The sequence below is a fragment of the Micromonospora tarensis genome (assembly GCF_016803395.1).
Taxonomy (GTDB): domain Bacteria; phylum Actinomycetota; class Actinomycetes; order Mycobacteriales; family Micromonosporaceae; genus Micromonospora; species Micromonospora tarensis.
In genome coordinates, this window is record NZ_JAEVHL010000042.1 from 15,555 (window position 1) to 36,235 (window position 20,681).

Annotated in this window: 14 protein-coding genes and 1 pseudogene; 8 read left to right on the top strand and 7 right to left on the bottom strand. The window is 70.4% G+C overall.

From position 1 onward, the window contains the following. Positions 1–134: 134 nt before the first annotated feature. The 5 genes from JM949_RS11815 to JM949_RS11835 all read left to right on the top strand — a co-directional run bounded on the left by JM949_RS11815 (position 135) and on the right by JM949_RS11835 (position 5,905). Entirely contained in the window at positions 135–2,666 is a 2,532-nt protein-coding gene (locus JM949_RS11815; RefSeq protein WP_203148448.1) for a putative bifunctional diguanylate cyclase/phosphodiesterase, read from the top strand. A gap of 64 nt (positions 2,667–2,730) precedes the next feature. After that, entirely contained in the window at positions 2,731–4,050 is a 1,320-nt protein-coding gene (locus tag JM949_RS11820; protein ID WP_407664736.1) for a glycosyltransferase family 87 protein, read from the top strand. Between the two features lie 41 nt (positions 4,051–4,091). Further along, the gene (locus JM949_RS11825; protein WP_203148450.1) at positions 4,092–4,724 is read left to right on the top strand and encodes a phosphoribosyltransferase; all 633 of its coding nucleotides are present in this window, start codon (positions 4,092–4,094) and stop codon (positions 4,722–4,724) included. A gap of 22 nt (positions 4,725–4,746) precedes the next feature. Then, entirely contained in the window at positions 4,747–5,121 is a 375-nt protein-coding gene (locus JM949_RS11830) for a TFIIB-type zinc ribbon-containing protein (RefSeq protein WP_203148451.1), read from the top strand. A 106-nt stretch (positions 5,122–5,227) separates the two neighbouring features. Beyond that, the gene (locus tag JM949_RS11835; protein ID WP_203148452.1) at positions 5,228–5,905 is read left to right on the top strand and encodes a maleylpyruvate isomerase N-terminal domain-containing protein; all 678 of its coding nucleotides are present in this window, start codon (positions 5,228–5,230) and stop codon (positions 5,903–5,905) included. Positions 5,906–6,233: 328 nt separating this feature from the next. On the opposite strand, the gene dnaB is transcribed toward JM949_RS11835, so the two are convergent. After that, on the bottom strand, positions 6,234–9,056 hold the full coding sequence (gene dnaB / locus JM949_RS11840; RefSeq protein WP_203148453.1) for a replicative DNA helicase: 2,823 nt from the start codon (positions 9,054–9,056) through the stop codon (positions 6,234–6,236). A gap of 395 nt (positions 9,057–9,451) precedes the next feature. Between dnaB and JM949_RS11845 the strand changes: the two genes are divergently transcribed. After that, entirely contained in the window at positions 9,452–11,014 is a 1,563-nt protein-coding gene (locus JM949_RS11845; RefSeq protein ID WP_203148454.1) for a hypothetical protein, read from the top strand. 125 nt (positions 11,015–11,139) lie between these two features. Here JM949_RS11845 and rplI read toward each other — a convergent pair whose 3' ends face one another. From rplI to rpsF, 4 genes are all read right to left on the bottom strand, one after another. Then, positions 11,140–11,586, bottom strand: a complete 447-nt coding sequence (gene rplI / locus JM949_RS11850) for a 50S ribosomal protein L9 (RefSeq protein WP_088987066.1) — start codon at positions 11,584–11,586, stop codon at positions 11,140–11,142. Between the two features lie 14 nt (positions 11,587–11,600). Then, positions 11,601–11,840, bottom strand: a complete 240-nt coding sequence (rpsR, locus tag JM949_RS11855) for a 30S ribosomal protein S18 (protein ID WP_013289355.1) — start codon at positions 11,838–11,840, stop codon at positions 11,601–11,603. A 41-nt stretch (positions 11,841–11,881) separates the two neighbouring features. Beyond that, positions 11,882–12,415 (bottom strand): single-stranded DNA-binding protein, encoded by a 534-nt coding sequence (locus JM949_RS11860; protein WP_030331808.1) that lies wholly within the window; start codon positions 12,413–12,415, stop codon positions 11,882–11,884. 80 nt (positions 12,416–12,495) lie between these two features. Next, positions 12,496–12,786: a 30S ribosomal protein S6 gene (gene rpsF / locus JM949_RS11865; RefSeq protein ID WP_036411437.1), complete on the bottom strand. Its 291-nt coding sequence runs from the start codon at positions 12,784–12,786 to the stop codon at positions 12,496–12,498. Positions 12,787–13,405: 619 nt separating this feature from the next. Between rpsF and JM949_RS11870 the strand changes: the two genes are divergently transcribed. After that, entirely contained in the window at positions 13,406–14,197 is a 792-nt protein-coding gene (locus tag JM949_RS11870; protein ID WP_203148456.1) for a deoxyribonuclease IV, read from the top strand. A gap of 757 nt (positions 14,198–14,954) precedes the next feature. Further along, positions 14,955–16,589, top strand: coding sequence for a hypothetical protein (locus JM949_RS11875; protein WP_238433004.1), 1,635 nt, complete (start codon positions 14,955–14,957; stop codon positions 16,587–16,589). A gap of 25 nt (positions 16,590–16,614) precedes the next feature. On the opposite strand, the gene JM949_RS11880 is transcribed toward JM949_RS11875, so the two are convergent. After that, entirely contained in the window at positions 16,615–18,120 is a 1,506-nt protein-coding gene (locus JM949_RS11880) for a glycosyltransferase family 87 protein (RefSeq protein ID WP_203148458.1), read from the bottom strand. 147 nt (positions 18,121–18,267) lie between these two features. Next, a pseudogene (locus JM949_RS11885) lies at positions 18,268–20,681 on the bottom strand (transglycosylase domain-containing protein); the annotation flags it as partial.

Genomic DNA, 20,681 nt, shown 5'->3' on the forward strand with positions numbered 1-20,681 from the left:
GTACTCCAATTGGCACAAGGGAGAGGGGCATCGCGATGCGCGGCACCGACTGGAACTGACAAGTTCGGCACAGGACTTCTGAGGACCCCAAGCAGTAGGCTGCGAGAACGTACCGGCAGCCCTCCGGGAGCGGCATGAGCCTTCCTCAGCGACGAGAGATTGAGACCGATCGGCGGCTGTTGCTGCTCGTCGGTCTCGTCGTCGTTGTGGCCGCGATCATCGTCGCCGCCTCGCTTCCGGCCGCGTTGAGCGCCGCGAGTCGGGCAACGGCCAGCGACGTGGCGGTCCCGGTCATGCTCACCCTCATGATCGCGTTGGGAACGCTGGTCAAGGCCCGAGTACGGATCCGTTCGACGACCCAGTCGATCAGTTGGAACGAGACCGCAATCATCGTTGGCGCAGCAATCGCTCCGACCTCGGTGGTCGTGCTCTGCACCGCGATCGGCATCGCCCTCGCCTCGCTTCGCCTCGCACCGATGAAGCTGGCCTTCGGCATCGGCAAGAACGTCATCGTGGCCTGGGGCGCCGGCACGGCACTGGCGCTGACGACCTGGACCTGGCCGCCGACCGGGACGACCCCGCTGCGGCTGCTGGTGCCGTTGGCGCTCGCCTACCTGGTGGCCGCGCTCCTGGATGATCTGCTGGCCATCCCGGTCATCGCGCTGGCCTCCCAGACCAGTGTCGCGAGGCAGTTCCGCAGCAACTTCGACCTTCGGCTCGCCGGCTTCGCCGTGCGGTTCGTCGTCACAGCCTGCACGCTGCTGATCATCCGGCTGGACCCGCGTCTGCTGCTCGCCGTTCCGCCCCTGGTCCTGAGCCTGCACCTCGCCTACTCCGCCCGCATCCGGGGCCGCACCGAGCAGCAGGCGTGGCAGCGGCTGGCCCGCACCACCGACGCCCTCAACGTGGTCGACCTGGACAACGTCCTCACCACCGCCGTCACCCAGGCCGCCGAGCTGTTCTCCGCCGACGAGGTCGAGATCGAGCTGCGCGACGGCGGACGCACAGTGCGCGGCGGCACCGGCGGCATCGCCTTCGACGGCCCCACCGGTACGCCCACCGACGTGAACGGCACTGTCGTCCCCACACCGCTGGAAGGCCACGACCGGACCGTCGACGTCGGCATGCTTCGGCTGCGCTTCCGCGGTCCGGTGCGGCTGTCCGAGCGGGAGCAGTACACCCTGCGCACCTTCGCCTCCGCGCTCTGCACGGCCGTCCGCAACGCCCAGGCGTACGCCGAACTGGCCCGGGCCGCCAACGAACACGCGTACGCCGCCGCGCACGACGCACTTACCGACCTGGCCAACCGTCGGCACCTGCTCGACGAGGGCACCGAACAGTTGAGCACCCGCCACGCCGACGGGGTGACCGCCCTGGTGCTGATCGACCTCAACCACTTCAAGGAGGTCAACGACACCCTCGGGCACGCCGCCGGCGACCAGGTGCTGGTGCAGGTCGCCAACCGGCTGCGGGGCGCCGCCCAACCGAATGATCTGGTGGCCCGCCTCGGCGGCGACGAGTTCGCCGTGCTCCTGCGCGGGCTGCCGGCCCCGGCGGTGGCCGCGCACCGGGCCGAGACCCTGCTCGCCGCCCTGCACGAGCCCTTCGAGCTGGACGGCATGCGGATCAGCGTGGAGGCCAGCGGCGGGATCTCCGTGGCCCCGTCCAACGGTGGCATGGCCGAACTGCTGCGCCGCGCCGACGTGGCCATGTACCAGGCGAAGCGGGCCGGCCAGCGAATCTCCACGTACGCCCCGACCCGGGACACCGCGGACCTGGGCCGACTCACCCTCGGCGGCGACCTGCCCCGCGCGGTCGCCGACCACGAGTTCATCGTCAACTTCCAGCCGATCGTCGACCTGGGCACCGGTGCGGTGACCAGCGCGGAGGCGTTGGCCCGCTGGCACCACCCCACCCACGGCATGATCGACCCGCTGCGCTTCCTGGAGGCGGTGGAACGCTCGGGCCTGCTACCGGCCTTCGCCGAAGCGATCCTCGACCAGGCACTGATCGCGGCCGCCGACTGGCGCGACGCCGGCTTCGACGTACCGGTCGCGGTAAACGTGTCCCCCCGCAGCCTGCTCGACGCCCGGTTCCCGGGGTCGGTGCTGGCCCGGCTACGCGCCCACGACCTGCCACCGGACCGCCTCGTCCTGGAGCTGACCGAGACGTTGACACTCAGCCAACTCGACGTGGTCGACCGGGTGCTCAGCCGGCTGCGCGACGAGGGCGTCCGGCTGGCGCTTGACGACTTCGGCACCGGCTACTCCTCGCTCTCCCTGCTCTCCCGGATCCCGGTACACGAGCTGAAGATCGACCGCAGCTTCGTGACGACCATGGAGAGTTCGGCGGAGGCCGCCGCCGTCATCCGTTCCACCCTCGACCTGGGTCGCAGCCTCGACCTCGACGTGGTGGCCGAGGGCGTGGAGAGCGAGCCGCAGCGGCGCGCCCTCTGGGAGTTGGGCTGCGTCGCCGGCCAGGGGCACCTGTTCGCGCGGCCGATGCCGTCCGGCACCCTGCTCGCGGCGATGCAGCGCGGCTCCGGCGGTCGACCGGGCACGCTGGCCGCGCCGCTGCACGACGCCGGGGCGGTGATCCGGCTCAGCCAGAACCGCCGCCAGGCCGGCCGGCACAACCCCGACCGCCTGCCGCACCTGCCCGCCTGACGCCGCGCCGCCCGCCCAGCGCCCCACCGCACCGCCAGCCTGGTCTGCCAGACTGTCGCGCGTGATCGTCGACGACCAGACCGACCGCCGCCGCCGGCACTGGCGGACGCTGGACACCGCCGCCGGCGGTCTCGCGCTCGATCTCGGCGTCTACGCCGTCTCGGCGATCTTCGCCGCGATCACCGCCGTCACGTCGACCCTGCTGCCGCACCGGGCCTGGGGCACCGTCGCCGCCGCCGGCTACCTGCTCGCGGCGCTGGCCGTGCTCGCCCAACTCCTGCTACACCGCCGTGTTCCCACCTCCCGGCTGACCGGTCTGCCAGCCCGCTGGGCGGTCACCTGCCTCGCCTGGGCCGGCACCGCCCTGCTACCCCTGATCTGGCAGAGCATCGACCGGGCCGGCGGGCGCACCGACCGGGCCCAGGAAGAGGTGCTGGTCGTCGAGCAGGCCGGCATCCGCCTCCTGGAACACGGCACGCCGTACCTCGGACCCGACGCCATCGCCGCCCTGCCGCCCGGCGAGCAACTGCTGGGCTACACCCCGTACCAGCCCGGCATGGCGATGTTCGGCCTGCCCAGAGCGCTCGCCGACAGTTGGTGGACCGACTCCCGGGTCTGGTTCGCGGTGGGCACCGCGCTGGCGCTCGCCCTGGCCGTGGCGGCCATCCGTGGCACCCCGGCCACCCCCACCGACGCCACCCGACGGCGCGACGCCGCGGTGCTGCGCGGCGTGCAGGCCGCCACCGTGCTGCCGATCTGCTCCCTCACCCTCGCCACCGGCGGCGACGACCTACCCGTACTCGCGCTCTGCCTGCTTGCCCTGGCGCTCGCCGCCGCCGACCGGCCCGGCTGGGCCGGCCTGGCGGTCGGGCTGGCCGGCGCCCTGAAGCTCTTCGCCTGGCCGGTCGCGCTGGTCCTGATCGTCTGGGGCCTGACCCGGCGCGCCGGCCTCCGGGTCGCCGCCGGCGCGATCGGCCTGCCCATCGCCGCACTGGTGCCGGCGATGCTCGTGGACCGCGCCGCGTTGATCGAGAACGTGCTGCGTTTCCCGCTCGGGCACGGCCTCGTCACCAGCCCCGCGCAGTCCCCGTTCCCCGGCCACCTGATCGCCACCACGCTGCCCGCCGGCCGCCTGATCGCCGCCGGGCTGCTGATCGCCGCCGGCCTGGCGATCGCCGTCCGACTCGCCCGCCGACCGCCCCGCACCGCCGTCGCCACCACGCTCATCTGCGGGTACGGGCTGCTCGCCGCCATCGCCCTGATGCCCTCCACCCGCTTCGGCTACCTGCTGTACCCGCTGGCCCTGCTCACCTGGGCACCCGCCCTGCACCGACCGGACGTCCCGGCCTCCGGTGAGCGCTCCGGTCGGACCACTTCGGCCTAACCAGCGGGCGGAGCGGCGCGCCAGGGCGTAGACCTGAAGGCATGACGACCTACCGCGACCGGGCCGACGCCGGCCGGGTGCTCTCCGAACGACTCACCGCGCTCATCGGCGAACCGGACGTCGTCGTCCTCGGCCTGGTCCGTGGCGGCGTACCCGTCGCCCGGGTCGTCGCCGAACGGCTCGGCGCGCCGCTCGACGTCCTGGTCGTCCGCAAACTCGGCATGCCGTGGGCCCGGGAGGTCGCCTTCGGGGCACTCGGGCCCGGCGGCGTCCAGGTGCTCAACGAGGCGGTGGCCAGCCGACTCAGCAGCGACGACATCGCCGAGGTCAGCCGACGCGAGCAAGCCGAGCTGGAACGCCGGGAACGGCTCTACCGAGGCGGGCGCGCACAGGTCGATCTCACCGGACGGACCGCGGTGATCGTCGATGACGGTCTCGCCACCGGAGCGACCGCCCGCGCCGCCGTCGAAGTCGTCAGGCAGCTCGGCGCAGACCGGGTCGTGGTCGCCGTGCCGGTCGGCGCGCAGGAGGCGTACGAACTGCTCACCGCCGAGGCCGACCAGGTCATCTGCGCTCAGCGGCCAGCGGACTTCGGCGCGGTGAGCGTCTACTACGACGACTTTCACGAGGTGTCCGACCAAGAAGTCACCGAGGCGCTCACAGCAACTGCCTAGGTCCACCGGGTACCGTCGGGAGATGAGCCTTACCTGTCCCAAGTGTCGTGGAGAAATGCGCCAGTACGAGCGCAGTGGCGTCGTCATCGACCAGTGCGGGGAGTGCCGAGGCATCTTCCTGGACCGCGGCGAGCTGGAGAAGCTGTTCGAGGCGGAGGCCAACTGGAGCCGCCAACAGGCCGGCGGCGCCCCGGGGCAACCCGCCCACCAGCCGGCCGGCTACCCGCCGCCGCCGGCGCCGCACCAGCCCGGTTACGGTGCCGTCCCGCCGCCGCCCCCGCCGGCGCACGGCTACCCGCCGCAGCCGGCCTACGGTCACCAGCAGCAGCACCACGGTTACCACGGCCACTACCGGCAGAAGAAGCGCAAGGGCTTCCTCGACGAGATGTTCGGCTGAGCCCAGCCCGAGGTCCGGCCCGGGTCGACCCCCGAACATCGACCCGGGCACCTCACCACCTCGCTGATCGTTGGCGGGCGGGGTGGCTCGTGCGAGGCTGAATCGCATGACCGCGATCAGACCGGGCGAGGCGCTGGCCCAGGCGTACGACGGGGTCACCGCGGTGGTCGACGGCCTGGACGACGCCGGCCTGCAACGCGCCACCCGCTGTCATGGCTGGCTCGTCGCCGACCTGCTCCTGCACGTGCTCGGTGACGCCCAGCGGGCACTTGTCGCCCTGGCCAGCCCGGTCGACGGCCCCGCCGACGTCGACGACGTGAGTTACTGGCGCGGCTTTCCCGGCGGCGGTGACGCCGCCACCCGGCATGCCTGGTGGGTCCGCCGGTCGGCGGCCGCCTTCGACCGTCCGACCCTGATCGTCCGGCTCTGGCGGGAGACCGCCCCCGCGGCGGTCCGCGCCGCCGGGTCAGCCGACCCCGAGGGGTACGTCAGCACCCAGGGGCACGTGCTGCGCGTACCGGATTTCCTCGCCACCCTGACCACCGAGGCGGTCGTGCACCACCTGGACCTCACATCGGAGCTGCCCGACGCGCCGGCACCCGGCCCACTGGCGGTACGCGTCGCGGTGGCCACCATGGACGGCCTGCTCAGCGACGACGCGGTTCGCCCGACAGCCTGGACCGACCACGACTACCTGCTGAAGGCGACAGGGCGCGTTCCGTTGACCGATCGGGACCGACTGGAGTTGGGTGAGCCGGCGGGCTGGTTCCCGCTGCTCGGCTGAGCTCGTCGATCAGCCGCTGAGCATGACCCTCGCCGCATCCGCCTTCCGCGCCAACGCGACGACCGCCCCCTCGTACAGCGTGAGCCCGAAGTTCCTCGCGACCTCAGTCACCGAGAGACCGTCGTTGTATTGCCGAACAGCCTCGGAGCGTTCCGGTTCGGCCAACTTCGCGACCGATCGAGCAGGTACGCCTCGCCGTCTCAACAGTCCGCGAATGGCCTGCCTGCTGACGTCGTACGTAGCCGCAATGCGCGTGAGGCTCTCGCCGGTCGCCGCACGCGCGACAACGTCTTCGACTTGCGCCGCCGAAAGACGGAATCCGCGCTTGTCACCCGATGGCCATGTCGACGAATCGTGAGAGATGCAACTGTGCCGCGACAGTAACCGTGTCAGTCGGCCCATTCCGATGCTTGGCGATTATGAAATCCGCCTCCCCGGCCCGGGGCGACTCCTTGTCGTAGTAGTCGTCGCGGTGCAAAAGAATGACAACGTCGGCATCTTGCTCAATTGACCCAGACTCGCGCAGATCGGACAATTGGGGTCGCTTGTCGGTGCGCTGCTCGGGGCCACGGTTGAGCTGACTGACCGCGATGACCGGGCACTCGACCTCCTTGGCCAGCAGCTTCAGGCCACGGGAGAGGTCGGCGACCTCCTGCTGGCGACTCTCGGTGCGCTTCGGTGAGGTCATCAGCTGGAGATAGTCGACCACGATCATCTTGAGGTCGTGCCGTTGCTTGAGCCGCCGGGCCTTGGCCCGGATCTCCATCAGGTTCATGCTCGGAGTGTCGTCGACGAAGAGCGGCGCCTCGCTGATCTCGCCCATGCACCGGGCCAGCTTGGTCCAGTCGTCGTCGGAGAGCTGCCCGCTGCGCAGCACGTGCAGCGGCACCCGCGCCTCGGCGGAGAGCAGCCGCATGACGATCTCGACCTTGCTCATTTCCAGGGAGAAGATGGCCGCCGCCTGGTTCGCACGAATTGCGGCGTTTCGCGCAAAGTCCATGCTCGCGGTGCTGTTGTGGGTGGGAATCATCGCGCGGCTGGCCAGATAGAGATGCTCGGGGTTGTCCACCGTGACGCAGCGGACCGGCACGCTCGGCACTGGGCGGACGTCCACGATGAAACGCGAGGCGGTCCGAACGTCGGAGGCGGTCCGACGACGTTCGGCGTGCGCATCCCGCTTTCGCCTGAGTCGGAAGATGACGTCCGGCGTGGAGAAGTTCAGCGTGTACGCGGTGGACGAAGCGAGGGTGCGACCGCGTACCGGCTTCGCGTTGATGGTGCAGCGGTAGCCCAGGCTGACGATGAGCTCACGCACATCCTCTGCCAGCCGCCTAGAGGTGGACGTGTATTGCAGATTGCCTGTGGGAGCGACGGTGCCGTCGGTGTCCATCAGGCCGGCCAACAACGCCCGGCGCTGAGCCTCGGAGGCACGGAGATAGACGCCCGGGATGTGCTTGGTTGCCGCGACCCCTACCTGACGCAGCAGCCCCAGGAAGGATCCGTTTCGACTGTGGCAGCCAGCGCATTTCCTCGTCGCTGGATTCTCGCGAAGTGCCCGGGTGGAGACGCCACAGTCCACGCACAGGCCGTTGCGGGGAGCGGCCCGTTCAGGCCGCAGCAGGATGGTGTAGACCATCGGTCCGCTTGGCCGTACGTTGAAACCGTCCGCCTGGACATGCGTGATCATCTCTGGATCTGCGGTGGTGAAGCGGCCGGCTCCGGTGTGGCCGTCGCCAAGCCACGCCCCCAACGTGTATGGCGGAACCACCAGCTTTCGGTCCGGGAGGTCGAGGGGCGCGGTGTTCTGGACCGCGTGGTTGAGCCGTCGCTCGGCGGTGTCGGTTCGCAGCGTGGCCGCGATCTCCGCGGTGGTGACGACACCATCGCGGTTGGCCCGTTCACCAGCTCCGACGTTCTGCTCGGCTCGTCTCAGAAGCGCGCCGAGCAGCGGGCCGGCCGGGTAGCCGGGCGCAGTCCAATTTCGGGTCCTGCCGTTGCGAACGACGGGACGGCTGATCCGACCGACGGAGCCGACCTCACTGGCAACGGTCTGCAGGACATGCCGGAACTCTGGCCCAACCTGCGCAATCGTGTCGAAGAGTGTGACCGGCTGGTTCTCCCTGGTGCTGATCCTCTCGTGGGCCGCACGGACGGTGGCGAGCGAGGACTCGGACCAGTGCCGCCTGGGCCGCGCCGATCCCTGCCGCCGGCTTGCCCGGCTGGTCGTCTTCCACAGGTGCTCCGCGTCCGCCACGATGACCGTGCCGTCGGAGAACTCCACCTCGTAACAGGGACGGTCATACATCACCTCGAAGGCGTGTGTGACAGTGGTGGGGCTGCCGTCCGCCGCCAACAGCCGATCACCCGTTCGAACCTCGCCCATGGTGGTCCAACCGTCCGGCGTCGGCAGTGGGGTGTCGAGCGCGAGCGCCTTGCCCAGACCAGGCCTACCAGCGACGATCACGAGCTGCCCGGCGTGCAGGCCGTTGAGGAGCCGGTCCAGGTCGCTGAAGCCGGTCGGCACACCGGTCATCACACCGCCCTGCGCACCCACCGCCTCGATCTCGTCAAGCGTCGGCTGCAACATGTCGGCCAGGATCGCGAAATCCTCGCTGACCCGACGTTCGGTGACGTCGTAGACGGCCTGCTGGGCAAGGTCCACGATGTCGTCGACGTCGCGGCTGCCGCCGCTGGCGGTGCCGTAGCCAAGCTGCACGATCTTCGTGCCGGCCTCGACCAATCGGCGCAACACCGCCCGCTCACTGACGATCCGGGCGTAGTAGGCCGCGTTCGCCGCAGTGGGCACGCTGGCGATCAGGGTGTGCAGGTAGGGCGCGCCGCCGATGCGGACCAGATCCCCGGAGTCGGCGAGCGCCGCCGCGACGGTGATCGAGTCGGCCGGCTCACCCCGGCCGTAGATGTCCAGGATGGTGTCGAAGATGGTGGCGTGCACCGGCCGGTAGAAGTCGTTGGTCTTGAGGATCTCGACGACGTCGGCGATGGCGTCCTTGGAGAGCAGCATGCCGCCGAGAACGCACTGTTCGGCGGCCACGTCCTGGGGCGGCGTCTTGTCGAACTGGCCGTCCCGCTGCACGGGTGGCTGCCCTGCGCCGGAGCGTGGCTCTGCCCGCATGTCGTCGGTGACCGACACGGGTCCCCCCTCCACTGCGCCGGAGTCGATCCCAGCTCTACCGCTGGGGTACGACACTTCCGTCCGACCGGGCCGGTCGATCGGGGGCCATCGCCGGCGGTCGAGGGCCAACCATACGGACCCCGAGGTCAGAGACTCAACAAGACCGGTGGACGAGCCTCGGGACAACCTGTGGATGCCGGTGGGCAGCATGTGCGTAGCGTGTGCACAGCCTGTGGAAAACCATTGGGGAATTCTCGGCCGGAGGTCGTTGACCTGGGAAAACACGCTCCCCAACCTGTGGAGGAGAATATTTCGGTCGGGTCTGTGACACGATCGTCCCGTACTATCTCCAGCGAACGGCTACACCTGGACAGCGGATTCCGCTTTCGGTTCAGAAGGGTCACACTCCGGCCGTGAGTTACCGGGACTGGGGACGCGGGGATGGCAGCCCGCGCGAGCGCCAGCCAAGCGCCTCGTGGGGTGAACGCGCGGCGTCCGTTCCGGTTGATCCGTACGACGCGGACGGGCGCTACCGCACCTCCAGTCGTCGGCGTGCGTTGGAACGCGGCCAGGACGAGCCTGTCGACGCCTACCTGCCCCGGTGGGCGCTGGAGTCGGGGGTCCGGCACGCTGATGGTGGCGGTCGCCACGCCGCGCCGGACGAGGACGAGCGGGAGTTCGACCGGCCGATGTCCGGTGCCGGTCGGCGCTCAGCCGAGTCTCCGGACGATTGGCAGCGCGGCGGCCGGGCGAGTCGTCGGGAGCAGATGGCGATCGGTGCGGGTCCGGAGTCTGACCACACCCGGGAGTGGACGCTCGACCGGCCGCAGGAGCCGGGGTACGCGGGTCGCCGCCGCGCCGACGCCGAGGAGGACGAGCCGGTTTCGGGCGCGGTGACGGACCGGCGTCCCCGCCGTGCGCCCGCTGGCCGTCCGCAGGTGATCTGGTCGGGCGGGGATCTGGAGTCAACGACCCCGAGCGAGCAGACGCCGGACCAGCAGACGAGCCGTCCGGGCAGGCGTAGGCGCCGGGCGACGGAGGAGTCGTGGGGGTCCCGGCCGGCGGCTGACCCGTGGGTCCGCAAGTCGGAGCGGGCGGCTGAGCCCGAGCCGTCGTACCCGCCGGCGGTGGATCCGTGGGACGCCTCGGGCGTGCACGAGTGGCTGCCGGCAGCCGGCCCGGACGCCGGGGATCTGAGCGGCCAGTGGTCGGCGGTGGAGAGCGTCGGTGGCTGGGAGCGGTCCGAGCACACCGGCCAGTGGGAGCGGTCCGCGATCGAGGACGGCCAGTGGGACCGTACGCTGCCGCCGCGCTCCGACCGGTCGGTGGCCGCAGAGGGGTGGCCGAGCCGGGACGACGGCTTCTGGTCGGGCACTCGGTTGGCCGATGACGATCCTCGTTGGATGGATCCGACGACGTCGGCGCCGCGCTCTCCGGTTGTCGGTTACACGGCGCCACGACCACGGAGCGCGCCCGTACCGCGCACGGCTGCGCCGCGTCCGGGTGGTGTGCCACGGCGTCGGGCGGACCGGCCGGTGGTGGGGGCGGCGTCGGTGCGTCGGCGGGTCGAGTCGGCGGCCACCGGTGCCTGGGCGCGGCGGCTGGAGGACGACCTGCTCGACCCGGATCCGGGTGGGTCCGTCCGGCCGCTGCTGTACACGGCTGCCTGTTACCTGGTGCCGGCGATGTTGATCTTCGTTTGGCTGTTGACGTTGGACGGTCAGGCGCCGGCTGGTTGTGTGACCGACATCAGTGGGGGCGGCTGCGACTCGGCCCGGTCACGCGCACTGGACTCGCTGCTCGCCGGTTCGCCGCGCTTCGGGTTGGCGCTGGTCAGCAGTCTGGTGGTGGCGGCGCTGCTGCGCCGGGTGGGCACCACGTGGCGTTCGGCGACCATCGCGGTCGCCGCCGCGGTGGTGGGTGGCGGCCTGTCCACGGTGTTGATCAGCGCGGTGACGGGTCAGCCGATCGGCTGACCGGCCGGCGGGCGAACCGCACCGGCCGGATGCCGACGCGGGCTGGCCTGGTCTGGCCGAGACGGCGTACGCACGAAGGCCCGCACCGATCGCTCGGTGCGGGCCTTCGGGTGGTGTTACGGACGTCAGCCCTGAACGACGTTCAGGTTGAACGAGGCGGTCACCTCGGGGTGCAGCTTGATCTTCACCGGGTAGCTGCCGGTCGACTTGATGTGACCGGGCACCTCCAGCCGACGCCGGTCGAGGACCGGGCCGCTGGCCGCCTTGACGGCGTCGACGATCTCGGCCGGGGTGACCGAGCCGAAGAGCCGACCACCGTCGCCGGCGCGGACCTTCAGGTTGACCTTCAGACCCTCGAGCTGAGCCTTGACCTCGTTGGCGTGGTCGAGGTCGCGGATCTCACGGGCCGAACGGGCCCGCTTGATGACCGTGACCTGCTTTTCCGCGCCCTTGGTCCAGGCGATCGCGAAGCCCTGCGGCAGCAGGTAGTTACGGCCGTAGCCGTTCTTGACCTCGACGATGTCGCCCGGGGCACCGAGGCCGGACACTTCCTGAGTCAGGATGATCTTCATATCGGTGCCTCCTCTCAGCGGGTGGTGGCCGTGTACGGCAGGAGCGCCATCTCACGGGCGTTCTTGACCGCACGGGCGATCTGCCGCTGCTGCTGCGAGGTAACGCCGGTCACCCGCCGAGCGCGGATCTTGCCGCGATCGGAGATGAACTTGCGCAGCAGCGCGGTGTCCTTGTAATCGATATAGGTGATCCCGTCCTTGTCGAGCGGGTTCACCTTCTTCTTCGGCTTGCGAAGTGCCGCAGCCTTGGCCATTGCACGTGCTCCTGGTTTGCGATCGCGGGCGCTCGGCGCCATTAGAACGGTGGCTCCTCGTCAAAATTGGCGCCCGAACCGGCACGCGCGGGAGAGGGAGCGGCCGAAGCCCAGGGGTCGTCGAAGTTGCCTCCGCCGCCACCCTGGTTGCCACCACCACCGCCACCGAAGCCGCCGCCACCGCCGCCGGAGCGGGACATCTTCTGCACCTTTGCCGTGGCGTAGCGCAGCGACGGACCGATCTCGTCGACCTCAAGCTCGATGACGGTGCGCTTCTCACCCTCGCGGGTCTCGTACGACCGCTGGCGCAGCCGGCCCGACACGATCACCCGGGCGCCACGCTGCAGCGACTCGGCGACGTGCTCGGCGGCCTGACGCCAGACGGTGCAAGCGAGGAACAGCGGCTCGCCGTCCTTCCATTCGTTCGACGCCTTGTCCATGAAACGGGGCGTCGAAGCGACTCGGAACTTGGCGACCGCAGCCCCGGAGGGGGTGAACCGCAACTCGGGGTCATCGGTCAGATTGCCGATGACCGTGATGGTGGTGTCTCCTGCCATGACCATCTCCTCGCGCACTCAGCGTCTCGTCGTACAGGCTCGCAGAGCCGTACGACAGAGTCGCGGAGGCTGATCCGGACGAACCGGGGTTTGAAGGCTTAGCGCATTTCCGGTCGGAGGACCTTGGTGCGCAGCACGGACTCGTTGAGCCGGAGCTGACGGTCCAGCTCGGCCACGGCAGCAGGCGTGGCCTGCAGGTCGACGACGGCGTAGATGCCCTCGGCCTTTTTGTTGATCTCGTACGCGAGGCGCCGGCGGCCCCACACGTCCGTCTTCTCAACCGAGCCACCCGCGGTCCGAATCACGTTCAGGTACGTGTCGAGCGACGGTGCCACGGTGCGTTCCTCGAGGCTGGGGTCGAGGATCACCATGATCTCGTAATGACGCAAGACGTGCTCACCTCCTGTGGGCTAAGCGGCCACGGTCCTTCCGTGGCAGGAGGTCTTGTGTCGCTGCCCGCACGTGTCGGGGGAACCCGGCCGGACGCGGACAACCTGACCAGGATAGCCGGTCCGAACGATCATGCCCGGGGTGGTGGGGTCGGCACCGGGATATGTCGACGGGGGTCCACCGTCCGGCCGCGTGTCGGCTGGTGGTGGACCCCCGTCTACGGGGCCGCGGGGCGTCCGGTCCGCATTCCTTGGGTGGGACCTGGGGAGGAACGACCACACCGATGAGGTTGGACCGAGGACGCCCCGCGGAGCTTTATCGTGTTGTTATCTGACGGTACAACAGCACTCGTACCTTGTCGGGGGGAAAAGCCCAAATTTCCGAGATTCTTCATCGGTCGGTATGCGATGCGTGAAAGGTGGCCCCTGCCGCGCCGGGCCGCGCGGCAGGGGTGACCTCGCTGTCGGCCGTCGACCACCGGCCGCGGTACGCGCCGCTGGCGCTTACCGGATGCTGGTCGGGGCTTCAATCCCATCAACGAGCGTCGGTCTGTCCGGTGACGCCACACCGCCCCGGCCGTCGCCCCGGCCGTCGGGGTCGCGACGTAGGCTCGCTCGCATGCGTATCGGAGCTCACGTCGATTCGACCGACCCGCTGGCGGAGGCGGCCGCCCGGTCCGCCGACACCGTGCAGTTCTTCCTCTCCGACCCACAGGGGTGGAAGGCACCGAAGCCTCGGGAGGACGCCGAGCTACTGCGCGCGGCCGAGGTGGACCTCTACGTGCACGCCCCGTACGTCATCAACGTGGCCACCCTGAACAACCGGATCCGTATCCCCAGCCGAAAGCTGCTCCTCGCGCACGCCAACGCGGCCGCCGCCGTCGGCGCCAAGGGCTTGATCGTGCACGGCGGGCACGTCAACGCCGGCGACGACCTGGCCGTCGGGTTCGACAACTGGCGCAAGACCTTCGCGTACGCGGCCGACTCGGGCGGCTTCGGCGTGCCGGTCCTGATCGAGAACACCGCGGGCGGGGAGAACGCGTGCGCCCGCCGCCTGGACGCACTGGCCCGACTCTGGGACGCGATCGGCGACCACGAGGTCGGCTTCTGCCTGGACACCTGCCACGCGTACGCGGGTGGCGAGGAGCTGCTCGGCCTCGTCGACCGGGTCAAGGCGATCACCGGGAGGATCGACCTGGTGCACGCCAACAACTCCAAGGGCGGGTTCAACTCCGGTCAGGACCGGCACGACAACCTCGACGGCGGCACGATCGAGCCGGAGCTGCTGGTGGCGGTGATCCGGGCGGCTGGCGCGCCCGTGGTCGTCGAGACTCCGGGCGGCGTGCCTGGCCAGGCCGCCGACATCGAGTTCCTGCGTCAGCAGCTCGGGACGGAGAGCCCGGCGGCATGACGACCGGACAGCCCGGGACCGGCAACGCCCGGCCCACCCCCACCGGCGCGGACTCCGACAGCCGACCCCCCGCCGCGCCGGGCACCCCCGCCCAGCCGATCCGCACCGCCGAGCCGGCCACCGAGACCTCCACCGAGCAGCCGCGATCCAGCCAGGGTGCGACGACCGGAGCCGCCGGCAACGGCGACCCCGGGGCCGACCTTGCCGGTGCGCCGGCGGCCGACAGCGCGCCGGTCAGCCGAATCGCTCCGCCGCCGGAGCGGACGCGCTCGGGGACGACAGCAAGGCCACGCTCGGGGACGACAGCAAGGCCACGGTCGGGGACGACAGCAAGGCCGCCGCCCCCGGCGGCAGCAAGCGGGTAGCCGGCGACGGCAGCAAGACTGACGACACGGCCAGGAACGGCGACGCCGGTGATGCTGCCGCAACCAGCGCCAGCGCCACCAAGGACGGCGACCTGACCAAGGACGGCAACGCCGCCAAGGACGGCAACGCCGCCAAGGACGGCGACCCGACCAAGGACAAGAACGCCGCCAAGGACAAGAACGCGGCCAAGGGCGGGAACGCGGGCGACGCCGACGACGCGAAGCCGGCCGATGGCGAGGCGAAGGCGGACGGCACCGAGCGGTGGGAGGCGTTCGCCTCCGCCCCGGAGCCGAAGCCCTCCATCCTCACCCGGGCCGGTCGGACAATTGGCCGGTTCCTCATCCACGAGTGGACGCTGGCCGCCCTCTGCGCGTCGGCCCTCGCGGTGCTGATGACCTGGCCCACGCTGCGCTATCCGCGCTACACGCTCCCGCAGGATTACTGGGACCCGAGCCTCCAGGCCTGGCAGATGGCCTGGTCCGGGCACATCCTGCTGGCCGACCCGGCGCGGCTGTGGCAGTCCAACACGTTCTTCCCCGAGCTGTGGAGCTTCGCGTTCTCCGACACGCTGCTCGGCTACGCCCCGGCCGGCATGCTCGGCAGCGGTCCCGAGGACGCGTTGCTGCGCTACAACATCATGTTCGTGCTGGCACACGCGCTCGCCACGTTCGGGGCGTACGCGCTGGCCCGGCAGCTCGGGGCCGGCCGGATCGGCGCCGCCGTGGCCGGCGTCAGCTACACCTACGCGCCGTGGCTGCTGGCCCAGGCCGGACACCTGCACGTGCTCTCCAACGGCGGCATCCCGCTGGCGCTGGCGATGTTGGCGCGCGGGCACGGCTGGTCGCTCCGGCACGGTTACCGACCTGAGCTCCGGCACGACGGCTGGGTCTACGCCGGCTGGTTGGTGGCGGCCTGGCAGCTCAGCCTCGGCTTCGGCATCGGGCTGCCGTTCGCCTACTTCCTGGGCGGCGCGGTGCTGATCGCCGTCGTCCTGTTCTTCGCGCGGCGGCTGCGCACCGGCCAGGCCGTGCCGTTCGGTCGTCGGTTGCTCGCCGCCGACGTGCTCGGCGGGGTGTTCTTCGCCGGGGTGGGCCTGCTGATGGCGTATCCGTTCTTCAAGGTCACCGAGCTGCACCCGTACGCCGAGCGCACCATCGGCGACATCAGCATCTTCTCGCCGCCGGCGTCGGGTTTCGTGACCGCGCCCGCCGAGTCCCGGATCTGGGGTGGGCTGCACGAGGGGGCCCGGGCGGCGCTGCCGTGGCACCCGGAGATGACCCTGCTGCCCGGCTTCGTGCTCTACGCGCTCGCCGCGGGTGGGCTGTTCTTCTCGGTCTGGCGGCTGCGGCACCGACTGCTGCTGCTGGCCGGGGTGCTGCTGACGATGGCCTTCGCGATGGGCACCCGGTTCTTCGACGGCACCTTCACCTACGTGCCGCTCTTCGATCACGTGCCGGGCTGGAGCGCGCTGCGTACCCCCGGGCGGTTGATGCTCTGGACCACGTTGCTGCTCGGCCTGCTCGCGGCGGGCGCGGTCACCGCGCTCACCGACCGGGTCCGCGAGTTGACCGCGCAGCGGATTCCGTCGTGGCCCGGCCCGTGGCTGCGGATGGCGACCCTGCTGCCGCTGCTGCTGGTCACCGTCGAGGGCCTGAACACCACCCCGCATCCGGTGGTGCCGACCCAACCGGCCGCGCTGCGGTCGGCGGAGGGTCCGCTGCTGGTGCTGCCCAGCAACCAGAGCCTGGACCAGCACGTGATGCTCTGGTCGACCAGCGGCTTCCCCGACGTGGTCAACGGCGGTAGCGGGTTCACGCCGCGTCAACTCGACGACGTTCGTCGGGTGAGCCAGTCGTTCCCCGACCAGACCAGCGTCGACTACCTGCGCACGCTCGGCGTCCGCACGGTGGTGCTGCTGCGCGGCCAGGTGGCCAACACACCGTGGGAGATCACCATCGACGCGCCGGTCGAGTCGCTCGGCATCAGCCGGCAGGAGGTCGGCGACGCCGTGGTGTACCGGCTCTGACGCCGCTGCCCCCGGTCTCGGGGGATCAGGTGGTGACGGGCTGGGGCTGGGGTTCGCTGGTTGTCGCCGGGCGGCGCCAGCGATCCAGCCAGGGTGCGTCGGGTGCGCCGTCGAGGACGCCGCCGTCCGGGTCGTCCGGGTAGGTGGCGCGTACCGCGTCCCGCTCGGGGTCCAGGATCTCCTTGACGACCAGCACGCACAAAACCACCACGGTGCCCAGCCGCAACGTCGCGGCCAGCACGAAGACCCCCTCCGGGAAGACCGCACGGCTGGTCGCCGCCCCGAGCAGCTCTCCGTAGAAGGCGACGAAGTAGCAGACCTCGGCGATCTGCCAGGCCAGGAAGGCACCCCACTTCGGCCGGGCCAGCACCACCAGCGGAAGTAGCCAGAGCACGAACTGCTGCGACCAGACCTTGCTGAAGATGAGGAATGCCGCGACCACCAGGAAGGCGAGCTGGCCCAGTCGGGGCCGGCGCGGCGCCCGCAGCGCCAGCACGGCCACACCGAGACAGGCCAACCCGAAGAGCGCGTACGAGATGGTGTTGAGGGTCGGGATGTTGGCGTTCAGCCACTCGAACGGGCCGAGCTGGGTGGGATCGTTGCCGACCTTGCCGTCCAGGTAACGCCCGATGTACCAGAGGGTGCCCCAGTCGATCGGTCGGGTGGAGTTCAGCTCGAAGAATCGGTCCCAGTTCTCCGGGTAGGCCCGTGCGGCCGGCAGATTCACCAGCACCACGGCCGCGATCGCCGTCCCGGTGGCGATGAGGGCGGCGCGGAGCCGGTTGGCGCGCAGCGCCAGGATGAGGATCGGGCCGAGCAGGAACAGCGGCCAGAGCTTCGCCGCGCCGGCCAACCCGAGCAGTACGCCGGCCACCACCGGTCGTTGTCGGGCCCAGGCCAGCAGGCCGAAGGCGGCCAGCCCGATGGCGAGCAGGTCCCAGTTGACGGTGGCGGTGAGTACCAGGGCCGGGGCGAGGGCGAACATCGCCGCGTCCCAGGGTCGTCGGCGGCGCAGCGACAGGAGCACCGCCACCGTGGCCACGGCGAGCGCGCCCAGCACCAGCGCGTTGAGGTTGTAGAACCACTGGGCCTGGTTGATGCTCGGGTCGTCGGCGCCGACGGCGTGCACCGGCAGACCCAGCGCCCCCATGAAGTAGCCGGTCAGCACCGGGTACTCGACCGGGTGGTCCCGGTAGGGCACCTTGCCCTCGTTGAGACCCTCGGCGTAGTAGAGGGCGAGCACGTCGGTGTAGCAGAACCGGGTGTACTGGACGTTGTTCTGCCAGGCCCCGTCCTGACAGGGCGACTTCTGCACCCAGTGCAGGGCGAGCGTGAGGCACACCAGCGCCAGCACGATCCGCATGGCAGTCCAGAAGCGACGCTCGCGCCCGGCCGGGCGGTCCAGGGCGGTCGCGTGGTCGCCCAGTGGACCACCGATGGCGCTGGAGACGCCGCGGACGAACCCGTCGGAGCGGGACGGGTGATCAGTGGGTCCGGCGTCGTCGATGCCGGGCGTCGACTGGCTGCTCATGAGAAGGCATCCTGCCGTACGACAGGGGTGCCCGTCCCGTCCCGGCGTCGACTTCGGGGTACGAAAAACGCCGCCGTCGGCCGGGACAGGTCGTCCGGCCGACGGCGGCGTCACGCGTGGTGCGGGTCAGTCCCGGTCGGGTGGCAGGCCGGGCAAAGCACCGCCGCCGCCTCGGCCACCGCCATTGCCGGGTCCGCCCGGTCCGCCCGGCCCGCCCGGCCCGCCCGGTCCGCCGGGTCCACCAGGACCGCCGGGGTTGGTCAGGCAGAACGGATCGATCAGCGGGTTGCAGGAGGGCCCACCGGGCTGGCCCGGGTTGGTCGGCGGCGGGGGCGGCGGCTCCTTGCCGTTGCCCTTCGTGGTGTCGCCCTCACCGGTGACGCTGGGCAGGGGGATCTCCTCCTGGCCCTTGAGCGCGGTGTTCATGAACTTCTCCCAGATCGGACCGGGGAGCGTCGAGCCGCCGATGTCCTTACCGCTGGCGAGACGGATCTGCGGCTTCTTCGGATCCCGGCTGCCCACCCACACCGCAGTGGCGTTCTGCGGGGTGTAGCCGACCGTCCAGGCGTGCGCGTTGTCCTCGTCGTCGTACTCCCAGGTGCCCGTCTTGGCGGCGGCCTGGCGCCCGTCCTCCAGGGAGATGTTGTTCGGCCGCGGGATCTGCTTCAGGACGCCGGTGACCTCGTCGGTGATCTTCTTGGGGATCCGCGGCTCCGGCTTGATGCGCTCGCTGCCGACCACCTTCCACTTGCCGGTGTCCTTGTCCTGCTGCTCGATCTTGAGGACGAAGTGCGCCTTGATGTACTTGCCGTCGTTGGCGAACGTGGCCATGGCGTTCGCGTGTTCGAACACGGTCAACGGGTACTTGCCGAAACCGGTGTAGTTGTCGAACGGGGTCTTCCCCTTCTTCGACAGGTCGAAGGCCTGCGGCGGGTCGACGCCCCACATCGTGGTCACGCCCGCCTTCCGGGCCATGTCGACGACCTTCTCGGCGCCGATCGTGTCGGTGACCCAGTAGAAGGGCACGTTGTACGACTGGACCGTGGACTCTTCGAGGGTGCAGTACTTGCCGCACTTGAGGTTGGTCCGGCCGGCGTTGCCGATCGGGACCTTGGAGCCCTCGGGCTTGTACGGCGTCGGGTCCCAGTGCGACTTGACCGAGATGCCGGCCTCGATCGCGGCGGCCAGGGTGTACACCTTCATCGACGAGCCCGGTGGATGACCACCGGTCAGGTCGCCGTTCTTGTCGGTGTTCATACCGGCGTAGTCGAAGTCCGCGCCGCTGTCACCGCCGTAGTAGGCGAGCACCCGGCCCTTCTTCGGGTCGATCGAGACCACCGCCGCCATCAGGTTCTTCGGCTGGTCGTTGAGCTCGGAGCCCTTCTTCGACTGCATCGCGGTGTTCTCGGCGGCGGCCTGGAGCTTCGGGTCGATGGTGGTGGTGATCCGGTAGCCGCCGTCACGCAACGCGTCCACGCAGTTCGTCTTGCCCTCCGCTCCGCTGTCGGAGCACAGGCCCATCGCGTCCATCTCCTGCCGGACGTAGTTGATGACGTTGCCGCGCGGGCTGTCGACGCCGAAGCCGTTGCCGCCCTTCTTCGGCGGCAGCACCTTCGGGTACTCGGTGGGCGACGCGGGTCGGTTGGGCGCGTCCACCCAGCCTTCCTTCTTCATGCCGCCGATCACGTAGTCCCACCGCGACTTGGCGTCGGTCGGGTTGACCGCGGGGTCGAACCCGCGGTGGGTGTCGCTCGGCTGCGGCTGCTTGATGACCGCCGCGAGCACCGCGCCCTCGCCCACGCTGAGGTCCTTCGCGGACTTGCCGAAGTAGGTCTGCGCCGCGGCCTCGATGCCGTAGGCACCACGCCCGAAGTAGATCACGTTGAGGTAGTGCTGCATGATCTCCGGCTTGCTGTACGCGTCGTTCAGCTTGGAGGCCAGGATGGCCTCCTTCACCTTCCGGCCGTACGTGTCGTCCTGGAGATTTTCGAACGCGTTGCGGGCGTACTGCTGGGTGATCGTCGAGGCGCCCTGCTTGTCGCCACCGGAGATGTTGTTCCAACCCGCCCGGACGATGCCCTTGTAGTCCACGCCCGAGTGCCGGTAGAAGTTCCGGTCCTCGGCCGCGGCGACCGCGTCCTGCACGTGCTGGGGGATCTGGTTGATGGTGACGAAGGTGCGGTTCTCGCTGCCCAGCCTGGCCAGCGCGGTCTTGCCGTCCTTGGCGTAGACGGTGGTGGACAGCGGCAGCGGCAGCTCGTCGGGCATGACCACGTTGGTCGAGTAGTAGGTGAACCCGACCACGCCGACGCCGGCGAGCATGATGAAGACCGCGAACCCAGCGATCAGCAGGTTCATCCGCTTACGCTTCTTCGCCCGCGCCGCACCGCCCGCGTCACCCGCACCACGACCGCCGCGACCGGGACCGTTCGGCCCGCCCGGGCCGCCTGGCCCACCGGACACCGGCGAGACGCTCGCTCGGGCGACCGCCGCACGACCGCCGACCGATGCGGAGCCGACACTCGGCCCGGCCCGCCGAAGCGGTGCCGACGGAGGCGGCA

What these genes read in the sequence shown, in the direction of transcription:
- rplI (WP_088987066.1), bottom strand. Translation starts at nt 11,586, where the DNA reads ATGAAGATCATCCTGACTCAGGAAGTGTCCGGCCTCGGTGCCCCGGGC.
- rpsR (WP_013289355.1), bottom strand. Translation starts at nt 11,840, where the DNA reads ATGGCCAAGGCTGCGGCACTTCGCAAGCCGAAGAAGAAGGTGAACCCG.
- JM949_RS11825 (WP_203148450.1), top strand. Translation starts at nt 4,092, where the DNA reads ATGACGACCTACCGCGACCGGGCCGACGCCGGCCGGGTGCTCTCCGAA.
- JM949_RS11830 (WP_203148451.1), top strand. Translation starts at nt 4,747, where the DNA reads ATGAGCCTTACCTGTCCCAAGTGTCGTGGAGAAATGCGCCAGTACGAG.
- JM949_RS11815 (WP_203148448.1), top strand. Translation starts at nt 135, where the DNA reads ATGAGCCTTCCTCAGCGACGAGAGATTGAGACCGATCGGCGGCTGTTG.
- JM949_RS11880 (WP_203148458.1), bottom strand. Translation starts at nt 18,120, where the DNA reads ATGAGCAGCCAGTCGACGCCCGGCATCGACGACGCCGGACCCACTGAT.
- JM949_RS11875 (WP_238433004.1), top strand. Translation starts at nt 14,955, where the DNA reads ATGACCTGGCCCACGCTGCGCTATCCGCGCTACACGCTCCCGCAGGAT.
- JM949_RS11835 (WP_203148452.1), top strand. Translation starts at nt 5,228, where the DNA reads ATGACCGCGATCAGACCGGGCGAGGCGCTGGCCCAGGCGTACGACGGG.
- JM949_RS11870 (WP_203148456.1), top strand. Translation starts at nt 13,406, where the DNA reads ATGCGTATCGGAGCTCACGTCGATTCGACCGACCCGCTGGCGGAGGCG.